Source organism: Enterobacter cloacae complex sp. SHL018 (genome assembly GCF_049237905.1).
Classification (GTDB): Bacteria; Pseudomonadota; Gammaproteobacteria; order Enterobacterales; family Enterobacteriaceae; genus Enterobacter; species Enterobacter hormaechei_C.
Genome location: NZ_JBMKJE010000001.1, coordinates 1,181,102 through 1,201,430 on the forward strand (window position 1 = coordinate 1,181,102; position 20,329 = coordinate 1,201,430).

The 20,329-nt window shown below is 54.6% G+C and carries 23 protein-coding genes; 7 read left to right on the forward strand and 16 right to left on the reverse strand.

The annotated features are described in order from the left end of the window. Nucleotides 1–37: 37 nt before the first annotated feature. From osmV to ACOTY5_RS05845, 7 genes are all read right to left on the reverse strand, one after another. On the reverse strand, nucleotides 38–1,186 hold the full coding sequence (gene osmV, locus ACOTY5_RS05815) for an osmoprotectant ABC transporter ATP-binding protein OsmV (RefSeq protein ID WP_003857446.1): 1,149 nt from the start codon (nucleotides 1,184–1,186) through the stop codon (nucleotides 38–40). Next, nucleotides 1,186–1,833, reverse strand: coding sequence for an osmoprotectant ABC transporter permease OsmW (gene osmW, locus ACOTY5_RS05820; protein ID WP_006808875.1), 648 nt, complete (start codon nucleotides 1,831–1,833; stop codon nucleotides 1,186–1,188). Before osmW ends, osmV begins: the two co-directional genes overlap by 1 nt. A gap of 8 nt (nucleotides 1,834–1,841) precedes the next feature. Beyond that, the gene (gene osmX, locus ACOTY5_RS05825; protein WP_045142516.1) at nucleotides 1,842–2,741 is read right to left on the reverse strand and encodes an osmoprotectant ABC transporter substrate-binding protein OsmX; all 900 of its coding nucleotides are present in this window, start codon (nucleotides 2,739–2,741) and stop codon (nucleotides 1,842–1,844) included. An 18-nt stretch (nucleotides 2,742–2,759) separates the two neighbouring features. Further along, a complete protein-coding gene (osmY, locus tag ACOTY5_RS05830; RefSeq protein ID WP_045142515.1) occupies nucleotides 2,760–3,470 on the reverse strand; it encodes an osmoprotectant ABC transporter permease OsmY in 711 nt (236 codons plus the stop codon). 250 nt (nucleotides 3,471–3,720) lie between these two features. Then, nucleotides 3,721–4,470, reverse strand: a complete 750-nt coding sequence (locus ACOTY5_RS05835; protein ID WP_017384553.1) for a YoaK family protein — start codon at nucleotides 4,468–4,470, stop codon at nucleotides 3,721–3,723. Between the two features lie 146 nt (nucleotides 4,471–4,616). Then, entirely contained in the window at nucleotides 4,617–5,801 is a 1,185-nt protein-coding gene (locus ACOTY5_RS05840) for an MFS transporter (protein WP_045142514.1), read from the reverse strand. Nucleotides 5,802–5,858: 57 nt separating this feature from the next. After that, nucleotides 5,859–6,986 (reverse strand): alpha/beta hydrolase, encoded by a 1,128-nt coding sequence (locus ACOTY5_RS05845; protein ID WP_045142513.1) that lies wholly within the window; start codon nucleotides 6,984–6,986, stop codon nucleotides 5,859–5,861. Nucleotides 6,987–7,100: 114 nt separating this feature from the next. On the opposite strand from ACOTY5_RS05845, the gene ACOTY5_RS05850 reads away from it, so the two are divergent. The 3 genes from ACOTY5_RS05850 to ACOTY5_RS05860 all read left to right on the forward strand — a co-directional run bounded on the left by ACOTY5_RS05850 (nucleotide 7,101) and on the right by ACOTY5_RS05860 (nucleotide 9,101). After that, nucleotides 7,101–7,985, forward strand: coding sequence for a LysR family transcriptional regulator (locus ACOTY5_RS05850; protein WP_017384550.1), 885 nt, complete (start codon nucleotides 7,101–7,103; stop codon nucleotides 7,983–7,985). An 85-nt stretch (nucleotides 7,986–8,070) separates the two neighbouring features. Then, nucleotides 8,071–8,748 carry a type A chloramphenicol O-acetyltransferase gene (gene catA / locus ACOTY5_RS05855; protein ID WP_015570622.1) on the forward strand — a complete coding sequence of 226 codons (678 nt, stop codon included), beginning with the start codon at nucleotides 8,071–8,073 and terminating at the stop codon, nucleotides 8,746–8,748. A gap of 38 nt (nucleotides 8,749–8,786) precedes the next feature. Beyond that, nucleotides 8,787–9,101, forward strand: coding sequence for a hypothetical protein (locus tag ACOTY5_RS05860; RefSeq protein ID WP_017384549.1), 315 nt, complete (start codon nucleotides 8,787–8,789; stop codon nucleotides 9,099–9,101). 114 nt (nucleotides 9,102–9,215) lie between these two features. Here the strand turns inward: ACOTY5_RS05860 and ACOTY5_RS05865 are convergent, their stop codons facing one another. From ACOTY5_RS05865 to ACOTY5_RS05895, 7 genes are all read right to left on the reverse strand, one after another. Then, nucleotides 9,216–9,527 carry a YebG family protein gene (locus ACOTY5_RS05865; RefSeq protein ID WP_017384548.1) on the reverse strand — a complete coding sequence of 104 codons (312 nt, stop codon included), beginning with the start codon at nucleotides 9,525–9,527 and terminating at the stop codon, nucleotides 9,216–9,218. A gap of 109 nt (nucleotides 9,528–9,636) precedes the next feature. After that, nucleotides 9,637–10,251, reverse strand: coding sequence for a Tat proofreading chaperone DmsD (gene dmsD, locus ACOTY5_RS05870; protein ID WP_015570619.1), 615 nt, complete (start codon nucleotides 10,249–10,251; stop codon nucleotides 9,637–9,639). Nucleotides 10,252–10,295: 44 nt separating this feature from the next. Continuing rightward, nucleotides 10,296–11,150: a dimethyl sulfoxide reductase anchor subunit family protein gene (locus tag ACOTY5_RS05875; RefSeq protein WP_045141561.1), complete on the reverse strand. Its 855-nt coding sequence runs from the start codon at nucleotides 11,148–11,150 to the stop codon at nucleotides 10,296–10,298. A 1-nt stretch (nucleotide 11,151) separates the two neighbouring features. Continuing rightward, nucleotides 11,152–11,769 carry a DMSO/selenate family reductase complex B subunit gene (locus ACOTY5_RS05880; protein WP_017384545.1) on the reverse strand — a complete coding sequence of 206 codons (618 nt, stop codon included), beginning with the start codon at nucleotides 11,767–11,769 and terminating at the stop codon, nucleotides 11,152–11,154. Nucleotides 11,770–11,779: 10 nt separating this feature from the next. Continuing rightward, a complete protein-coding gene (gene ynfE / locus ACOTY5_RS05885) occupies nucleotides 11,780–14,218 on the reverse strand; it encodes a selenate/tellurate reductase subunit YnfE (protein WP_421631858.1) in 2,439 nt (812 codons plus the stop codon). Nucleotides 14,219–14,348: 130 nt separating this feature from the next. Continuing rightward, nucleotides 14,349–14,654 (reverse strand): DUF1161 domain-containing protein, encoded by a 306-nt coding sequence (locus ACOTY5_RS05890; protein WP_003857424.1) that lies wholly within the window; start codon nucleotides 14,652–14,654, stop codon nucleotides 14,349–14,351. A gap of 102 nt (nucleotides 14,655–14,756) precedes the next feature. Further along, the gene (locus tag ACOTY5_RS05895; protein ID WP_003857421.1) at nucleotides 14,757–15,611 is read right to left on the reverse strand and encodes a benzoate transporter; all 855 of its coding nucleotides are present in this window, start codon (nucleotides 15,609–15,611) and stop codon (nucleotides 14,757–14,759) included. A 192-nt stretch (nucleotides 15,612–15,803) separates the two neighbouring features. Between ACOTY5_RS05895 and ACOTY5_RS05900 the strand changes: the two genes are divergently transcribed. After that, nucleotides 15,804–16,514, forward strand: coding sequence for a YnfC family lipoprotein (locus ACOTY5_RS05900; protein ID WP_017384542.1), 711 nt, complete (start codon nucleotides 15,804–15,806; stop codon nucleotides 16,512–16,514). Nucleotides 16,515–16,531: 17 nt separating this feature from the next. On the opposite strand, the gene speG is transcribed toward ACOTY5_RS05900, so the two are convergent. After that, nucleotides 16,532–17,092, reverse strand: a complete 561-nt coding sequence (speG, locus tag ACOTY5_RS05905) for a spermidine N1-acetyltransferase (protein ID WP_003857416.1) — start codon at nucleotides 17,090–17,092, stop codon at nucleotides 16,532–16,534. After that, a complete protein-coding gene (locus tag ACOTY5_RS05910) occupies nucleotides 17,092–17,430 on the reverse strand; it encodes a DUF1283 family protein (protein WP_045141560.1) in 339 nt (112 codons plus the stop codon). Before ACOTY5_RS05910 ends, speG begins: the two co-directional genes overlap by 1 nt. Nucleotides 17,431–17,580: 150 nt before the next feature. On the opposite strand from ACOTY5_RS05910, the gene ACOTY5_RS05915 reads away from it, so the two are divergent. The 3 genes from ACOTY5_RS05915 (at nucleotide 17,581) to ACOTY5_RS05925 (ending at nucleotide 20,267) form a co-directional block, all read left to right on the forward strand. Beyond that, on the forward strand, nucleotides 17,581–17,907 hold the full coding sequence (locus tag ACOTY5_RS05915; protein WP_003857412.1) for a YnfA family protein: 327 nt from the start codon (nucleotides 17,581–17,583) through the stop codon (nucleotides 17,905–17,907). A 111-nt stretch (nucleotides 17,908–18,018) separates the two neighbouring features. Further along, nucleotides 18,019–19,233, forward strand: coding sequence for a D-mannonate dehydratase ManD (manD, locus tag ACOTY5_RS05920; RefSeq protein WP_017384541.1), 1,215 nt, complete (start codon nucleotides 18,019–18,021; stop codon nucleotides 19,231–19,233). Nucleotides 19,234–19,247: 14 nt separating this feature from the next. Next, nucleotides 19,248–20,267, forward strand: coding sequence for a Zn-dependent oxidoreductase (locus tag ACOTY5_RS05925; RefSeq protein ID WP_045141559.1), 1,020 nt, complete (start codon nucleotides 19,248–19,250; stop codon nucleotides 20,265–20,267). Nucleotides 20,268–20,329: the final 62 nt, after the last annotated feature.

Below are 20,329 nucleotides of genomic sequence, written 5' to 3' on the forward strand. Positions count from 1 at the left end.
GTGCGGAAAAAGGCCGGGCAGTACCCGGCCTGAATGCTTAACTCTCGCTATGAATATTCAACGCCCGGCGCGTACGCCCTGAGCTCAAATACTCCGCAATATAATCCTGGGATATTTCGCCGTTATAGCGTCCGTCCTCGTCCACAATCGGCATCCAGCTGGTGTTGCTCTCATACAGGCGAGAAAGCACCACGCGCAGGTTATCCTCGGCCTTACCGGTCATGCGGAACGGATGCAGAATATCCCCGCAGCTGCCGCTGGCGTTACGCGCTTCGCGGCGCTTCACAAAGCCGAGCGGTTTGCCGTGCTCATCAACCACGGTAATGGCGCGAATATCGTTGTCATCCATGGTGGCGAAGGCCTCCGGCAGCGGCGTCGATTCGCGTACCGTAATGGTAGGCTGCTGGTCGGTGACGTCGCCCGCCGATACCAGCAGCAGGCGTTTCAACGTCCGGTCCTGACCAACAAACGAGCCAACAAACTCATTCGCGGGTTTCGCCAGCAGCTCGTCCGGGCTGGCGCACTGCACGATACGTCCCTGACGGAAGACGGCAATACGGTCGCCCAGCTTCAGCGCTTCGTCAATATCGTGGCTCACCAGCATCACGGTCTTTTTCAGCTTGCGCTGCATCTCCAGGAACTGGTTCTGGATCACCTCACGGTTAATCGGGTCGACCGCGCCGAACGGTTCATCCATCAGCAGGACCGGAGGATCCGCTGCCAGCGCGCGGATGACGCCGATACGCTGCTGCTGACCGCCGGACATTTCGCGCGGATAGCGGTGAAGGAATTTATGCGGATCCATTGCCACCATATCCATCAGCTCTTCGGCACGGGATTTACAGCGCGCTTTATCCCAGCCCAGCATGCGCGGCACGACGGTAATGTTCTCTTCGATGGTCATGTTCGGGAACAGGCCAATTTGCTGGATCACGTAGCCAATGTTGCGACGCAGGGTCACGGTGTCCATTCCGCTGGTGTCTTCGCCGTTAATCAGGATCGTCCCGCTGCTTGGCGTAATGAGACGGTTGATCATCTTCAGGGTAGTGGTTTTCCCGCAGCCGGACGGGCCGAGCAGCACGCACATTTCCCCTTCAGGCACGTTCAGGTTGACGTTGTCGACGGCCTTAAACGTCTGGCCGTGTTTCTGTGAAAATTGTTTGGTGAGGTTTTCCAGTTTTATCATTATCGAATCCCCTTCGGAGTCAGTACCACCTGCAAACGGTGCAGCAACCAGTCGAGCACAATCGCTAAAAGACAAATCATCAGCGCGCCCGCAATCAACATACGAATATCACTCCCGCCAATACCGTTAAGCAGCAGCAGGCCCAGCCCGCCCGCGCCGATCACGGCGGCAATCGCCATGACGCCGATGTTCATCACCACGGCGGTGCGGATGCCGCCAAAAATCACCGGCAACGCCATCGGGATTTCCACCCAGCGCAGACGCTGCCAGAAGGTCATGCCGATGCCGCGTCCCGCTTCACGCAGGCCCGGCGGCAGGCTGTCGAGCGCCGTGTGGGTGTTACGCACAATCGGCAGCAGCGAATAGAGGAACACTGCCGTAATCGCGGGCAGGGCGCCAATGCCCTGACCGATCAGCGAAAAGAGCGGGATCATCAGGCCGAAAAGCGCAATTGACGGGATGGTGAGCACAATGGTGGCAATCCCCAGCACCGGCGTTGCCAGCCATTTATGGCGGACAATTAAAATGCCCAGCGGCACGCCAATAATAATCGCCAGGCCCACGGCGAGCGCCACCAGCCACAGGTGTTGCAGCGTCAGGGTTAAGAGATAGTCCCAGTTGTCGAGAATATAGTGAATCGTCTCCATAGCGCCTCCTACAGCAACTGTTTGCTACGCAGGAAATCACGGGCGACCTGCTGCGGTGACTGATGGTCGATATCCACCTTCTTATTCAGTTCGGTGATAACGTCGTTATTGAGCTGGGATGATAGGGTGTTCAGCGCCTCCTCCAGCCCCGGATTAGCCTCCAGCGTGTCTTTTCGAACAACTGGCGTCACGGCGTAACTCGGGAAGAAGCCTCTATCATCTTCCAGCACTTTAAGATCGAAGCCCTTTACGCGCCCGTCGGTGGTGTAGATCAGCCCCGCATCGACAAACCCGTCGCGCACCGCGTTATAGACCAGGCCCGGATCCATCTGGCGGATCTGCGGGCGGTCCAGCTCCATGTTGTAGGCTGCCTGCAACGGTTTCATCCCGTCGCTGCGCCCGGCAAATTCCAGGTCAAGGCCCAGCAGCCAGTTGTTATCCGGATCGGTTTTACGGATCTGCTCAATCTTTGCCACCATCTCAGACATGGTATTGATATGTTCAGCCTCGGCGCGCTTGCGCTGCATGGCAAAGGCATAGGTATTGTTCATATCGGCAGGTTTAAGCCACACCAGACCGTGCTTCGCATCGAGGCGTTTCACCGTCTCGTACGATTCCTGCGGCGACATGCGTTTGTTGATGTGGTTGAAGATGATCAGCGAGGTGCCGGTATACTCCCAGGTCATATCAATCTGCTTGTTGATCATCGCGTTACGGGAAATCACCGTTGCAATATTGGTCTGAGGCTGTACCTGAAACCCTTTCTTTTGCAGATACTGCACGGTCATGGCCGAGAGAATGTGCTGCTCGGTAAAGCTCTTGGTTGCCAGGATCAGCGGCGCGGCAAGCGCCTGGCTGGTGAAGAGCGCGGCGGCGCATAGCGCCGTCAGCCCGGAAAACAGTCTCATAGAAGCTCCTTGTTATAATTATCGCGCGAGATGCGGGCTCAGTAATCGGCCCAGTGCCGCCAGCAGCGTATCCAGAATCAGGGCGAACAGGGCGGTGGCCGCCGCGCCCAGGATCAGCGTCGGAAAATCATTCAGATAGATCCCCGGGAAAATCAGCTCGCCGTAGCTGCTGGCGCCAATCAGGAATGCCAGCGGTGCGGTACCGACGTTAATCGCAGTGGCAATGCGAATACCAGAAAGCATCACCGGCCACGCGTTAGGGATCTCAACCTGACGCAGGCGCTGCCATTTGGTCATGCCGATACCGTTTGCCGCTTCCAGCAACGACGCGGGAACAGAGCACAGCCCGGCATAGGTGTTACGCACAATCGGCAGCAGAGAGGCCAGAAAGAGGGCGATAATGGCCGGTTTATCACCGATGCCAATCACCACCATCGCCAGTGCCAGAACGGCCAGCGGCGGCAGGGTGTTGCCCACGTTAAAGATTTGCATCACATATTCGGCGATACCACGCGCGGCCGGACGGCTCAGCAGAATACCGCTTGGAATGCCCACCAGCAGGGCAAAGAACATGGATGAAAAGACCAGAATCAGGTGCTGTTGCCCGAGGTAAATCAGGTCAACCTGGCGCGCCTTAATCGTCTCCAGTCCAATTCCCCAGGTGAGGAGAGCGAGAACCACGATAATCGCGCCGACAAAAAGCAGCGAATGTTTAAGTAATGGGTGCATTGCGGTGTGTCTCCCTGTGCGCATGCGTTATAGCAACCACCGGTTGCCTGTTGTTATGCCATGTTTCGGCAGGGGTACTTCACCTATAGCAAGCGAAACGGAAGGGTTCCAGCGAAGGGGGTAAATCAGTAACCCTATGAAATTAGTGACAACCTGAGTGAAGCCTTATGGCATAAGGGCTGTCAGTGGGCAGGCAGAATAGTCTTAAAGAAGCACGCCTTACGTGACAACGTCACATAAGGCGTGCTGATTATACCTGTCGACTGAGCGCGGCACGCACCTTGCGTACGCGCCACGAAATGCGGACGATAGAGAAGGCGGCGACGATTACCAGCAACAGGCCCAGCGCCAGCATCGCGTGGAATCCAAACTCTCTGAACAGGATCAGCCCCGCGATCCCGCCGCTGATAAAGGAGAAAAGGGTAGTTAAATGGGTTTTGAGCTGACTCTTTTGCGCGGCCGTATCTTTGGAGTAATCCCGGCGCAGCATGGCGACCATAACGGAGGCCAGCGAAATGCCCGCATCGGTCAGCGTGCCGGTGATGTGCGTGGATCTCACCCGACCGCCGGATAGTTGAGTGGAGGTGGAATTATGAATTCCCATCAACCCGCACAGGAAAATAATAATCTCCTGATTCGTGGCGAAGGAGTGAAAATACATTTCGTACAGGGATACCCCGGCCAGTAATAGCCCTTCAACAAACAGAACCTGGCTGAATACCAGCCTGACGTTATGGATAATCCCCCAGATAACAATAATCCGCGCAGCGATGGCGCCTGAGACAAACGAAAGAATAATGGCGCCAAAGAAAAGAATATCGCTGAGATCGGTGGAGGAAACTTCGCTGGATAGCTGCGAGGTATTGCCCGTCATATGCGAGGGAAAAAAACCGAACGCGCCCAGCGCAATGGCATTCAGCAGTCCCGCGGAGGTCGCCAGCCAGAGGGCAAGACGACGATCCTCCTGATGCGTTCGTTCTTTCTTTAATTTAATCAGCAAAGAATACCTCCGGTTTGAGCTTTGCCTGAACGCTCAAGCTAACAAAGCGATGTCGCTGGCTGACCAGGATATTGCTTAATTATTATTTCAACGGGAGGTGAGCGAGGTTTTGTAATTAAATAAAACAACCCTGTTAATATAATGCCTTATTTCCGATGGCGCGACGTCGTAAAAGTCAGCACCCCTGCACTCAGGAGTAATATGCTGCTTAAAGCGAAGGTGCTCTGCCAGCCAAAGGTATCAAACACCACGCCACCCGCCGTTGAGCCAAGCGCAATAGAGAGTTGGATCACCGCGACCATTAGCCCGCCGCCAGCCTCGGCATCTTCCGGTAACGTACGGGCTATCCACGTCCACCAGCCCGTGGGGGCCGCAGTTGCCAGCATTCCCCAGAAACCTAACAGCAGGGCCACGATCCACAGGCTGTCCCCGGTGAGCATTAATACCCCTGCAATCAGCGCCATAAGCAGCGGTATGGCCATTAAGGTGAGGAAAAACGCGGCATTCAGGGCCAGCGCGACGATCAGCGTGCCGATGAAACCTGCGATACCGATAGTGAGCAGGATCAACGATAAGCCGGAAGGACTGACGTGGGTGACGGTTTCGAGGAAGGGGCGCACATAGGTAAATAACGCAAACTGTCCCATGAAGAACAGACCGCACGCCATCAGACCCATCGAAACCGCAGGCCGGTGGAACAGGCGAAATACGCTTTTACGTGGCGACTGACCCTGGTTCCCGCCCATGTTGGGCAGGCTAAAATATTGCCAGATGAACGCCACAATCGCCACGGGGACCAGGCACAGAAACGCGCCGCGCCAGCCAATGGTCGAGCCGAGATAACTGCCCAGCGGGGCGGCGACCACCGTCGCCAGCGCGTTGCCGCCGTTAAAAATCGCCAGCGCACGAGAGACCTGATGCTGAGGCACCAGCCGAATGGCGGTGGCAGCAGACATCGACCAGAAACCGCCGATGGCGATGCCGATCAGCGCCCGGCCTGCCATATACATCAAAGCGTTTGGGGCGAAGGCGATAATGATCCCTGACAGCGCCATCAGGACGGTCATGCCTGAAAGAAGATGTTTGCGATTCATATTCCCGGCAAGCCGGGAAAGAAAAAGGCTGGTCAGGACAGCCAGCGCACCAGAGAGGGCGATCCCCTGGCCAGCCGTCCCCTCTGTCACCCCTAAATCTCTGGCGAGGGGCGTGAGCAGACTGACGGGCATAAATTCCGAGGCAATGAGGACAAAAACGCACAGGGTCATGGCAAAAATACCGCCCCAGTGTGCATGCTCAGCATCACGGGATGAGGTTTGATTCAGTGTGGACATAGGTGTAATTCACGGCGAAGAGAAGATAAGCCCCCTGATTGCCGGGGGCGAAGAGAATTAATTCAGACTGGTTTTGAAGAACTGCCCGAACTGCGAGAACGGGATTTTCCCTGCGACGTTATCGTAGAGATCAACATGATTCGCACCGGGAACAATCACCAGTTCCTTCTGTTTGCTGCCGACAGCTTTAAACGCATCTTCCGCAAAATAACGTGAGTGCGCGTTTTCACCGGTCACAATCAGCGTTGGGATGGTGATCTCCCCGGCATAGCTCAGCAGCGGCATATTCATAAAGGACAACGGCATGGTCGCGGTCCATGCGCCGGTGGAGTTTACGGAACGGGCATGGAAGCCGCGCGGCATACGGTAGTAATCATAGAACTCTTTCAGTACCGGATGCGGATCGGCGGGCAATGCTTCCGGCAGAATACGCCCGGCCGCCGTTACCTTACCGTTTTCATCGACATAAATATCGTGGCCGCCATGGGCGAAGGTGCCGCTTTCAGCATCTTTCCAGCGTTGCGCGTTCAGATACTGCAACACGGCCCGGCGATCGGCCGCTGAATAACGATCTTTCCCGTCGCCCACGCCGTGACCCATCGCGCGGCTCATATCGTACATTACGCTGGTGGCGACCGCCTTCACGCGGGTATCCATGGATGCCGCGTTCAGCGCCATACCACCCCAGCCGCAGATCCCGAGAATGCCGATACGGTTACGGTCGACTTCTTTCTGTAATCCGAGGAAATCCACTGCGGCGCTAAAGTCTTCGGTGTTGATGTCAGGGGAGGCAACGTTACGCGGCTGGCCGCCGCTTTCACCCGTGTAGGATGGGTCGAAGGCCAGGGTCACGAACCCCTGTTCAGCCAGAGTCTGGGCGTAAAGACCACTGGATTGTTCTTTTACCGCACCGAACGGTCCACTGACGGCAATCGCCGCCAGCTTCTGGTCGCCGCTGTTCCTGGGAATGTACAGATCGCCGACCAGGGTGATCCCGTATCGGTTCTCGAACGTCACCTTGCGGTGGTCGACTTTATTGCTCTCGGCGAAGGTCTTATCCCAGGTTGTCACCATCGAAACGGGGGCGGCAGGATTTCGTGATTCTGCATAACTCATTGTTGTCACTCCACTTAATGATGCGCATAGCAGCAGCGCAACGGACAGTTTTTGGGTGAATGTTTGCATAAGAGGTACCGTGTGTTGTTGTAATGCGGTCATTATAGTTAGCAGAAATAGTGCTGATTAGAGGCCAAAGGCTGCTAGGATTAATATCATATTGTTATGAATTGATGAGGCATGATGGCGAAGCGGGAAAACTACAATGAGCTGTATCTGTTTATCCAGGTGGTGCGGGAGGGAAGCTTCACGGCAGCCGCGCAACGGCTCGGGCTGGCACAATCCGGGATCAGTCGATCGGTTCGCGAGCTGGAAGAGCGGCTGGGCGTTCGGCTTCTGGTGCGTACCACGCGCAAACTGTCGCTGACCCATGCCGGGGAGCAACTTTACCAGACCGCTGGTTCAGCCTTTGATGCGCTCGATACCGGGCTGACCAGACTGGCGCATTACCGCCAGACGCCATCCGGCACGGTGCGCATTAATGCCAGCCAGCACGCCATCGAAAAATGCCTGCTGCCAAAGCTCGCTATCTTCAAACAGCGTTACCCGGATATCCGTCTGGAATTGATGAATGAGAGCCGGTTCGTGGATATCATTGCCGAGCGATTCGACGCGGGCGTCCGGCTTGGGCCGGAGGTGGGACAAGGAATGATTGCCGTGCGCATCACGCCCGATATGGAGATGGCTGTGGTTGCCGCCCCGGCGCATTTTCGGCGCTATGGTTTCCCGCAGACGCCCGCCGATCTGGATGCTCATCCCTGCATTGCCTACCAGTTTGCCGACGGTAACCACTATCAATGGGAGCTTGTTCAGGACGGGAAGCATGTTACTCACCGCCCGGAGGGGCAATGGGCCTTTTCCGACAGCTACATGGAGGCCGAAGCGGCCCGGCTGGGACTCGGGCTGGCCTATGTCCCGGTTGAGCTGGTGGCTGACGATCTGGAGCGTGGCACGCTTATACGCGTCTTACAGCGCTACAGCCTGCGGATGGACGGACTGTACCTCTATTATCCACACCGCAACGTATCCCCGGCGCTGAGAGCGGTGATTGATACGCTGAAAATTTAGGGTGCCTCTTCGCTACGGTCTATACAGCCCCTACGTTTGTGATACGCTACTATTTTATATAGCGCAGCTCAACTAAGGCTCTGAAATGACAAAAATAATGCCAGAATATACGGTAGTTGACTTATCACGTTGGGCAAGAAAGGAACACTTTGAAGTATTTCAGGGCTTTGCTCAATCTACATTTAACCAAACGGTTCAGCTGGACATTACCGTGCTGCTAAAGCATATCAAAGAGGTTGGCTGGAAATTTTATCCTGCGATTATTTCCCTTATTTCTGACGTCGTAAACCGGCATCCGGAATTCCGTATGGCCATGAAGGATGATGAGCTTGTAATATGGAATGAGGTTCATCCAAGCTATACCCTTTTCCATAAAGAAACGGAGACGTTTTCATCGTTATGGAGTCATTACGATGGAAATATTCACCATTTTCAGCGCGTTTATGCAGAAGATGTTGCCCGCTATGGCAATATCCTTGCTTACTGGCCTAAAGAAGAGTCCCGGGAGAATATATTCTTCATATCGGATATTCCGTGGGTCAGTTTTAGCAGTTTTAACGTCAACGTCGCTAACATGCGGAATTTTTTTGCGCCCATGTTCACGTTTGGAAAATACTATAACCAGGATGGAAAGGTCTTGTTGCCTTTTGCCGTTCAGGTCCATCATTCTGTCTGTGACGGTTTCCATGTGGCCAGGCTGATCAACGAGTTACAAGAGTTGTGTGATAATTTACCGCACCATTCAGAGGCGCTCAACGTGTGATTCACGTGTTTTTAACATACGCCTGACGAGGGGAAATAATGGAACCGAATTTTACGCCAGAACAGATTGAAATGATTAACCGCATTGTTTTCGAGCAGATCGAGATCATGCATGAGAAAGTAGCTGAAATAATCGCAGATACAGAGACGGTAGCGCATCAGCGCCTGAAGGATAACGGGATCACTACGGCAGATTTCTATCCTGCAAATAAAAACTTCCTGATGATGACCCTTGTACAGGATCTGATAGATAAAGTGCACGGGGGCGATAAGGACCTGGCCAAAACAATGATAACCATGGAAGCAAAAAGGCTGAATATCAGCGTAAACGTTGAGGCGGACAAATCAAGATAACAGGACGTATTTTCAGGGTTACGGTTGATGAATATAAGGTTCAGCCGACCTTAATAAAGCCGCGAGCCGTTTCCGGCCCGCGGCGGCAGGACAGGTGATGAGACGTTCTGACAATCAGGCGGCTTTGACGGCCCGGATTTTTTTGCTGCTGTCCGCATCTGATGCTGTTTTATCCGTTTCAGCATTGAGCTCGGGAAGCTTGCTGGTACGCAGGATATGCTGCACGGACTCTTTCTGCTCGGCGAGATAAAGACCAAGGTTCTCCGCCTGCGTTTCATCCATCTGCATTCCGCTTTGCAACAGCCAGTCGGTAAACGCTTCTGCCATATCGAGTAGTTTGTCGTGAGCGTCAGCCTCTTTCTTACTGGCAAATGTCATTTTTTCTTCACCTTTTCTTACGACAACAAATTTTGTTTCAACAGCCATTGTGCACCCTCGTATACTGTAATTATATACAGTATAGCAGTTGTGACGTTGTGTTGCAGCAAAAATGTGCGAGCCTGGCCTGCACAACGGGTGGACAAGCCAGGTGCTGTTATCGGTACAGCGTTTTTTCGGCAATCGGGATCAGCAAAGTGGACTGCCATTCCGCCAGCGTCAGCTGGGCAAGTTTACCCAGCGCGGTGTAGAACGGATGGGCCGCGTTTTCAACGAATACGCTAAGGAAACGCGTGCTCCATGGCAGCAGATGCCAGGCAAGAAGCTGGTCGCGTTCTGTTTCGCGACCGTTCTCGGCAAGCCATGCCGCCAGCATCAGCAACGTTCCGAAATGATCTTCGGGCTCATTCTGCTGCATCTCAAAGGCGATATGGTTTTCACGCATCCACTGACGCAACGCGAGGGTCGAATCGCCAAACAGCACGGACTCACGATCAAGCCAGACCGAGCCCCACGGGGGGGCGGGCAGGGCATACGGGCCAATAAACAGACGCTGCCAGGCGTCTTTCAACGCTTCATCCGACGGGGTCTTAAACATACTGGCGACAGGCAGCAGATTTTCCTCCGCCAGCGGCCAGTCCTGAACCCAGTCACCTGCGGTCAGGGCACTCACCAGCGGCGCGGTCTGCTCGCTGTCTGGAGCGAAATAAAACAGCGCGCCCAGTACCCGGGCGCTGAACGCGAACGATTCGCGGTGTGAGACGTCATTCATTACAACTTTCCTTACTTGCGCGCGGGTAGCCCCGCGCACCTGTGTTAACCTGCAATTGCTAACCCTGCGGTCATATGCAGACCATAAAATAGCCCACGGCCAATCAGTTCACCCAGCGCCACCAGCACGACACCTGCAAACAGGCCGAGCGTTTTTGGCTCCTGACGACGAATCAGCGGGCAGAGCCAGCAGCCTAAACCCGCCGCCAGCAGCGCGATGCGCCATACCTGAAGCGAACCATAATCCGGAAGCAGGGCGTTAGCCTGCTGGATGGAACTCTGTATTGTCCCCAGCGTATTGCTTTGCAACACGACGACCGCCACGCAGACGATGAGTGCCAGTACGCTGACAGACGCGGCAAGAGTGCCTTTGAATGTCACGTTTGCGGCGCGCAGCAGCAGTGCAGCCAGCAGAGGACCAGCAAGGACCATCGTCAGGAAGAAGCTCAGCGTGGTGTAACCCGTATACCAGGTCGGGACAGTCTCAATCTGATAGACCCGGGTCATCGCCCAGACAAAAACGATGCCCAGGATCTGGCTGACAACCAGCCAGATTTTGCCCAAAGTTGGGGGCATTTTACCGATAACCGACACCAGCCACCAGAAACCGCCCACGGCAAAGAAGATCGAACCCGCCGCGATCTCATTACTCAGCGCTGACGCGCCCACGCGGTTAAGCGAGTTGAAAGCACGCAGCGGGGAGCCAAGATGCAGTACCGAGGCCATAAACCCAATGCCCATTACCAGCCAGAGACAAAACAGGCTGCGCACGATACGCATTCTGGCCTTGTCATCATTTTCCTTTAGCCAGACGAAGCCCATCACGATTAACGCGCCGGCCACGCACTGCCCGAAAACGGTGAAGATCACCAGCGGCCATTCATGCCATCCACTTCCCATCTCACACCTCCTTCGGGTTTGCCAGGTAGCCGGTGGTGTCACCCGTCGGACGGCTGTTGGCGTTAGGTTTAATCACAATACTCGGCTTCGTGAAGTGCGCAGACGGCAGCGGCGCGACGGCAGCAAGCTGACCGTGTTTTTTGCGCAGCTCCTCAATCGGGCCAAAGTCCAGCGCGCGCAGCGGGCAGGACTCGACGCAGATGGGCTTTTTGCCGTCCGCCACCCGGCTGTGGCAGCCGTCGCACTTGGTCATGTGGCCTTTGGCGGCATTGTACTGCGGCGCGCCGTACGGGCAGGCCATGTGGCAGTAGCGACAGCCGATGCAGACATCCTCGTCCACCACCACAAATCCGTCGTCGCGCTTGTGCATTGCCCCGCTCGGGCAGACCTTGGTGCAGGCCGGATCTTCGCAATGGTTGCAGGCAATCGACAGGTAATAGGCGAAGACATTCTGATGCCAGACGCCGTTATCCTCCTGCCAGTCGCCGCCCGCGTATTCATAAATACGCCGGAAGCTGACGTCCGGGGTCAGGTCTTTGTAATCCTTGCAGGCCAGCTCGCAGGTTTTACACCCGGTGCAGCGGCTGGAATCAATAAAAAATCCATACTGGGTAGTCATCGGTTAATCCTTATGCCTTCTCGATCTGCACCAGGTTCGTGTGCTGCGGGTTGCCTTTCGCCAGCGGTGACGGGCGGTGCGTGGTCAGGGTATTGATGCAGGAGCCGTGATCGACACGATCGCCGTTCATGTTGGCGTCATGCCAGGCGCCCTGGCCCATCGCACTTACGCCGGGCATGATGCGCGGGGTGACTTTCGCGGCAATACGCACTTCGCCGCGGTCGTTGAAGACGCGCACCATATCCCCGTTTTTGATTCCACGTTGCTCCGCATCCACAGGGTTAAGCCACACCTCCTGGCGACAGGCGGCCTGGAGCACATCCACGTTGCCGTAGCTGGAGTGGGTACGGGCTTTAAAGTGGAAACCGAACAGTTGCAGCGGGAATTTGCTGCGCTCGGGCGCGTCCCAGCCTTCAAAGGTTGAGGTATAGACCGGCAGCGGGGTGATGGTTTCGTCTTTTTGCAGTTCCCAGGTTGCCGCAATATCCGCCAGCTTGCTGGAGTAGATCTCGATTTTGCCCGACGGGGTTTTCAGCGGATTGGCATCCGGATCGTCACGGAATTTTTTATAGGCCACAAAATGTCCGTTAGGATCTTTGCGCTTATAAATACCCATTTTTTTCAGCGCATCGTAGGATGGCAGCAGCGGATCTTTGGCGACCATTTTGGCGTACAGGTAGCGCAGCCACTGCTCCTGCGTACGGCCTTCGGTGAATTTCTGATGGATATCCGGTCCGAGGCGTTTCGCCACTTCACTCATGATCCAGTAGATGGGCTTGCGCTCGAACTTCGGGGCGGTAACCGGCTGGAGAAAAATCAGGTATCCCATGTTGCCGGCGTAATCGTTGGGGATGATATCTTCCTGCTCGACGGTCATCAGGTCCGGCAGAACAATATCGGCATACTTCGCGGACGAGGTCATAAAGTTGTCGATGACGACGATCGTTTCGCACTTGCTCTCATCCTGCAAAATGTCGTGAGTTTTGTTGATATCGGAGTGCTGGTTGATGATGGTATTACCCGCGTAGTTCCAGATGAACTTGATCGGCACATCGAGCTTATCTTTGCCGCGTACGCCGTCGCGCAGGGCGGTCATCTCCGGTCCACGCACGATGGCATCCGTCCAGCTGAAGCAGGAAATTTGCGTTTTCACCGGATTTTCCGGCAGCGGCATGCGTTCGATGGTGATGGTGTAGGTCGATTCGCGCGCGCCGCTGTTGCCGCCGTTAATGCCGACGTTGCCGGTCAGGATCGGCAGCATGGCGATGGCGCGGGACGTTTGCTCCCCGTTAGCCTGACGCTGCGGGCCCCAGCCCTGGCAAATGTAGGCCGGTTTCGCCGAACCGATTTCACGGGCCAGCTTAATGATGCGATCGGCAGGGATGCCCGTTATGCGAGACGCCCACTCAGGGGTTTTCGCGGTTTTGTCATCACCCTGGCCGAGAATATAGGCTTTGTAATGACCATTAGCTGGTGCGCCTTCCGGCAGGGTTTTTTCGTCATAACCCACGCAGTATTTATCGAGGAAAGGTTGATCGACCAGATTTTCATTAATCAGCACCCACGCAATACCTGCCACCAGCGCGGCATCGGTGCCCGGACGAATCGGGATCCACTCGTCTTCACGCCCTGCGGCAGTGTCGGTGTAGCGCGGATCGATAACGATCATCCGCGCGTTTGACCGTTCGCGCGCCTGCTCAAGGTAGTAAGTGATCCCGCCGCCGCTCATGCGCGTTTCCGCCGGATTATTGCCGAACATCACGACCAGTTTGGTGTTTTCGATATCCGATGTGCTGTTGCCGTCGTTGCTGCCGTAGGTGTAGGGCATTGCGCAGGCGATCTGCGCGGTGCTGTAGGTGCCGTAGTGGCTGAGGAAGCCGCCGTAGCAGTTCATCAGGCGCGCGACCAGCGAGGCATAAGGGGAGGAGCGGGTGATGTTGCCGCCTACAATTCCGGAGGAGTAGTTAATGTAGACCGCTTCGTTGCCGTATTTTTCGACCACGCTTTTCAGGCTCGCGGCGATGGTGTCCAGCGCTTCTTCCCAGGTGATACGCTCAAACTTGCCTTCTCCGCGTTTGCCCACGCGTTTCATCGGATAATTCAGACGGTCTGGGTGATTAATGCGACGGCGAATTGAACGGCCTCGCAGGCAGGCGCGAACCTGATGGTTGCCGTAGATATCCTCGCCGGTATTATCCGTTTCAACCCAGTAGACTTCGTCATCGCGAACGTGCAGACGCAGCGCGCAGCGGCTACCGCAGTTTACCGAGCAGGCGCCCCAGACGACTTTATCTTCTGCGGGCTGAATAGCGGACTGCACAGCGGCGGCGGCGCTTTTCAGACCAAAAGGTAATGCGATCCCACCGGCGGCAAGCGCCAGGGATCCTATGGCAGTAGATTTAACCAGAGTTCGACGGCTTAAACCGCCGTGATGTTCAACTTCGGACATAACTCACCCCATCATTGTTAATAATTATTTTCACCCGTGACTACAACCGGGCTAATGATGGGGGGAGTGTTACTTATTTAGAGGTATTAAATATTAATCCTCGTCAAATCAGGGGAATTGAGTGGGAAAATCATTGCGGCTCAGCGGGCGCATTCTCTTGCGTACCTGCGCCGCTCACCGGGTAGTTGCCGCTACTGGTGCGGGTGTACAAAATTTTGAAAGTATCGTTGGCACAATGCCCAACGACCTGCGCATCCGGTTGATCGGCCTGATCGTTCGGGACGATGTTCAGGGTAAAGCCAGACTCCGGTACGCCGTTGTTGATAATCTTCTGCTGAATGTCGCTTTTCACGCGCTCGCAGGAGTCCGGGGCCGCAAGAAGAGCGGGTGAAGCACTCATTAACAGCAGGGCGGTAATCCAGGGTAACCGTTTCATCTGTAGCTCCTTTTCACTGTGTGGACTGTAAGCATAGCAGGGTTAGGGTAAGCTTTTGTTTTTGGACCTGTCTTTCTGAATTGTCCTGGAGCCCTGCCTGCGTCATAAAATAAATTGCGAGTAATGGTGCTGATTGTCTACCAGATAAGAAGGCAGGGTGCGTTTTGATACCTCTTGCCTGACCAGTTTTCGGTCTCGTCCCCAGATATCTTCGGCGTTGGTAATAACCTTCATAATATGTTCCGGGTTATTAAATTCCGGCAGATCGTATTCGGTATGAGAAATGGTAGACATTTTTTCGGAAATTCTTTCTGGAGTCATTACCCATGAGAAATGCCAGCCGCCATCTTTCACAATTTTATTATTGATTTTTAGCCAGTTCCATTTAAACCATGACCAGTTTTTATCTTTGCGCGCACGCTTCCAGTTTCTGAAAGATTCAGGCTCACCGTGGAAGAAATGCTTAAGGTTGTAATAGGACGTCGCGCGGGGCAAGGTACATTTTCTCGGCGTACCATCCGTGTTGTGAACCTGGAGATTAAACTGATAGTTGAACACGTTTTGATGAATAGTCGTGCAGAGCGCGCGCGGATTAATGGCCCTGACCGTGTCGGGAGAGAAGATTTCGTCAACGTCTGACACCAGAATCAGATCGTCGTCTGCCGCGTCTTTTAACCCGTTCATAATGGAGTTGCGAAGCGCTGCTTCATTTGCCCAGGCATCAACCTGGTTATTATCCGCACGGTTTAAAATAGGCTGCGCGTCAAAAGGCACGTAAATGATTTTGTCTTTGAATTTGGCAAACTTTGTAATATCGAAATGCAATTCTCTCGGTATGCCCGTAAAAGAGTGTGTTGCTTCTACAATGACAAAACGGTCAACGACATCAGCGAGAGTATGTAATCTGATGTCGAGCAACATATCTTCGTCATAGTATAAAAAACAGTCGTAAATCATGATGTTAACCCGAAAATTTAAGAATCTAATTTTATAATAGTGTGGAATCTTCCGCGCCCAAAGTAGCCACTTTGGCAGGTCTCGTCAATGCAAACGACGGATTTATACAGCGCAAAGAGTCAAATGAAGTGCTGTTATGTAAGTTGCTGTATTTGCTAATATGATTGTATCTCTCTTTGAACGGTAAATGATGTGAATAAATACGCAGCGATAACGCTACTGGCAACGGTACTGGTGGGATGCGACAACAACACCGCGCCGCTGTCATTTACGCCGGAGATGGCGAGTTTTTCGAACGAGTTTGACTTTGATCCTCTACGCGGGCCGGTGAAGGATTTTACCCAGACGCTGTTCAACGATAAGGGTGAAGTCTCTAAACGTGTGACCGGCACGATGTCAACGGAAGGGTGTTTCGATACGCTTGAACTGCACGATCTCGACGCTAATACGGGCGTTGCGCTGGTGCTGGATGCTAACTACTACGTCGATGCGGAAACCCAGCAGCAGAAGGTAAAGTTGCAGGGAAAATGTCAGCTGGCGGAACTGCCGTCTGCCGGCCTGACGTGGGACACCGACGATAACGGGTTTGTGGTTGCCGCGCACAGCAAAGAGATGGAAGTGAAGTACCAGTATGACGCCGACGGCTACCCGCTGGGTAAAACTACGGTTTCCGGCGACAAGCGTTTATCGGTCAAGTCGGTGCCGTCGAAAGATCTGCGCAAGCGCATGGATTATACGGCGGTAAGCCTGTTGAACGATAAACCGATGGGCAATGTAAAGCAGAGCTGTGATTACGATCGCCATAATAACCCGGTGAGCTGTGAGCTGGTGATCACCGATGACAGCGTCAAACCTGCCGTTGAGCACAAGTACACCATCAAAAACAGCATTGAATATTATTGAGAATAAAACCGCGCAGGTTACTGCGCGGTGGGTTTAAGCAGGCTGGCGGAGGAGGACTTATGCCCGGCCAGATGCTGATGCTGGAAAATGCACATGCGGATGGTGTTACGGTATTCGCCGTTAATAAAGAACTCATGGATCAGTTCACCTTCCACCATAAAGCCCAGCTTACGGTAGATATGAATCGCTTTTTCGTTCTCTTTGTCGACGATAAGGTAAAGCTTGTAGAGATTCAGGACGTTAAACCCGTAATCCATCGCCAGCTTTGCCGCCCGCGACGCAAGACCTTTCCCCTGGTGCTCCGGTGAAATAATGATCTGAAATTCCGCCCGACGGTGAACGTGGTTGATCTCAACCAGTTCAACCAGCCCGGCTTTCTCACCTTCGCACTCCACCACAAACCGGCGTTCACTCTGATCGTGGATATGCTTGTCGTAGAGATCGGACAGCTCGACAAACGCCTCATAAGGCTCTTCAAACCAGTAGCGCATCACGCTGGCATTGTTGTCGAGCTGGTGAACAAAGCGTAAATCTTCGCGCTCCAGCGGACGGAGCTTAACGTCACACGGCGTCGACATTACGGTGCTACCGTGCGGCCAGTGCGACGATCCAGACAGCGCAGGGTGTTAGGCTCCCAATAGGCGTTGACGTTGGCACTTTGCTGGCATTTGTCGCGGGCATCAAACGCGACGTCTTCTTTATCCCACTCTTTTTCCACACGCTTATTCACTTTCTGACGCAGGCTGCGGCTGTCATTCCATTGTTCTTTGTCCATGGCGGCGTTCTGACGGCTTTGCGCGCTGTCACCAGACTCAATGATGAGTTTGCTGGTTTCGGCTGATGCCGTTGCGGCGAAGGCGAACGATGACAGCGCCAGTACGGCTGTCAGACAAAGGCGTTTGCTTAATGTAGTCATAGCGTTTCCTTTAAACGGGTGCAGACAATCGGATTACCCCGTTGGATTCTACACCAATCCGAAAGGGTGTCATACCCGCGCGGCAGGTATGGGAACGATGTGAACATTATCGCGTATGATGTCTAAATCAATCCTCACGAAACGAGAAAAATGTTCAAAACGACGCTGCTTTTTTTCGCGACCGCGCTGTGCGAAATCATCGGATGCTTTTTGCCGTGGCTCTGGCTAAAGCGGGGCGCTTCCGCGCTGCTGCTGATCCCGGCGGGTGTGTCCCTGGCCCTTTTTGTCTGGCTGCTCACCCTGCATCCGGCCGCCAGCGGGAGGGTATATGCGGCCTACGGCGGAGTGTACGTCTGTACCGCGCTGCTGTGGCTGCGCGTTGTCGATGGCGTCAGGCTAAGCCTGTATGACTGGGCAGGCGCGCTGATTGCCCTGTGCGGCATGTTGATCATCGTGGCCGGTTGGGGACGCGCATAAGCGTCCTTATAGTGTGATCGCCCGCTGATTTTACGATCATTATACTTGTATGGTAGTAGTGTAGTTGCGTAAATTTCCTGCATCACAACGAGCGATGTAAGGAAATGGATTATGAAGATTGTCGGGGCTGAAGTATTTGTCACCTGCCCGGGGCGTAACTTTGTCACCCTTAAAATCACCACCGATGAGGGCATTGTCGGCTTGGGTGATGCCACGCTGAACGGACGTGAACTTTCCGTTGCCTCCTACCTGAAAGATCACCTGTGCCCTCAGTTGATTGGCCGCGATGCGCACCGCATCGAAGATATCTGGCAGTTCTTCTATAAAGGCGCTTACTGGCGTCGTGGTCCGGTCACCATGTCAGCGATTTCTGCCGTGGATATGGCGCTGTGGGACATTAAGGCGAAAGCCGCGAACATGCCGCTCTATCAGCTTCTGGGCGGAGCCTCCCGGGAAGGGGTGATGGTTTATTGTCACACCACCGGGCACACCATTGACGACGTGCTGGAAGATTATGCCCGTCATAAAGAGATGGGCTTCAAGGCGATTCGCGTGCAGTGCGGCGTACCGGGAATGAAAACCACCTACGGCATGGCAAAAGGAAAAGGGCTGGCGTATGAGCCAGCGACCAAGGGCGCCTGGCCGGAAGAGCAGCTGTGGTCCACTGAAAAATACCTCGACTTCACGCCGAAACTGTTCGACGCAGTGCGCAGTCAGTTCGGCTTCAATGAACATCTCCTTCACGACATGCACCACCGTCTGACGCCCATCGAAGCGGCGCGATTCGGCAAAAGCATTGAAGAGTACCGTCTGTTCTGGATGGAAGATCCGACTCCCGCTGAAAACCAGGAGTGTTTCCGCCTGATCCGCCAGCACACCGTCACGCCAATTGCGGTGGGGGAAGTGTTCAACAGCATCTGGGACTGCAAGCAGCTGATTGAAGAGCAGCTCATTGACTATATCCGCGCCACCATAACCCATGCGGGCGGCATCACCGGGATGCGTCGCATTGCGGACTTTGCCTCACTTTATCAGGTGCGTACCGGCTCACACGGCCCGTCGGATCTGTCGCCGATTTGCCACGCCGCGGCGCTGCATTTTGACCTGTGGGTACCGAACTTTGGCGTGCAAGAGTATATGGGGTATTCGGAGCAGATGCTGGAAGTGTTCCCGCACAGCTGGCGCTTCGATAACGGCTATATGCACCCGGGCGACAAGCCAGGGCTGGGCATTGAGTTTGATGAGAAGCTGGCGGCGAAATACCCGTACGATCCGGCTTATCTGCCGGTGGCTCGTCTGGAAGACGGCACCCTCTGGAACTGGTAAACGAGGAGCGAATGATGAAAAGCGTAGTGATCCAACAGCCGGATGTGCTGGTGATTGAAGAGCGTCCTCTCCCGTTGCCGGGTGCAGGCGACGTCCGCGTCAAAATTAAGCTCGCCGGTATTTGCGGTTCAGACAGCCATATCTATCGCGGGCATAACCCGTTTGCGAAATACCCGCGGGTAATCGGTCACGAGTTCTTTGGCGAAATAGACGCGGTTGGCGAAGGCGTGGAGGGCACCCGACTGGGCCAGCGCGTTTCGGTTGATCCGGTGATCAGCTGCGGGCACTGCTACCCGTGTTCCGTTGGAAAACCGAACGTTTGTACTTCGCTGGTGGTGCTGGGCGTCCACCGTGACGGCGGCTTCAGCGAATACGCCGTGGTGCCGGCGAAAAATGCCTGGCGCATTCCGGATGCGATCCCTGACTACCACGCGGTGATGGTTGAGCCATTCACCATTGCCGCCAACGTAACGGGGCAGGCGAAACCCACCGAACAGGATGTGGCGCTGATTTACGGCGCAGGCCCGATGGGGCTGGTCACCGTGCAGGCGCTGAAGGGTGTTTACAAGGTGAAGCAGGTCATCGTGGTGGATCGCATTGATGAGCGGCTGGAGATGGCGCAACGCAGCGGCGCAGACTGGGTCTTCAACAACGGCGAGCATTCTTTACAGGCCGCGCTGGATGAAAAAGGCATCAAGCCGACGTTAATCATCGATGCTGCCTGTCATCCGTCCATTTTACAGGAAGCGATTACGCTGGCGTCTCCGGCGGCGCGCATCGTGCTGATGGGCTTCTCCAGCGACCCGAGCCAGATTGTGCAGCAGGGGATCACCGGCAAAGAGCTGTCGATCTTCTCTTCACGCCTGAATGCCAACAAATTCCCGGTGGTCATTGACTGGCTGGAAAAAGGGCTGATCGACCCTGAAAAACTGGTCACCCATACATTTGACTATCACCACGTTACAGACGCCATCGAACTGTTTGAAAAAGACCAGCGGCAGTGCTGCAAAGTCTTGCTCACGTTCGACCAATAATAATTCACGCGGTTAAGAGCCTGCGAAGACAGGCTCTCAGTGGTACGCATCTTACCTTGCAG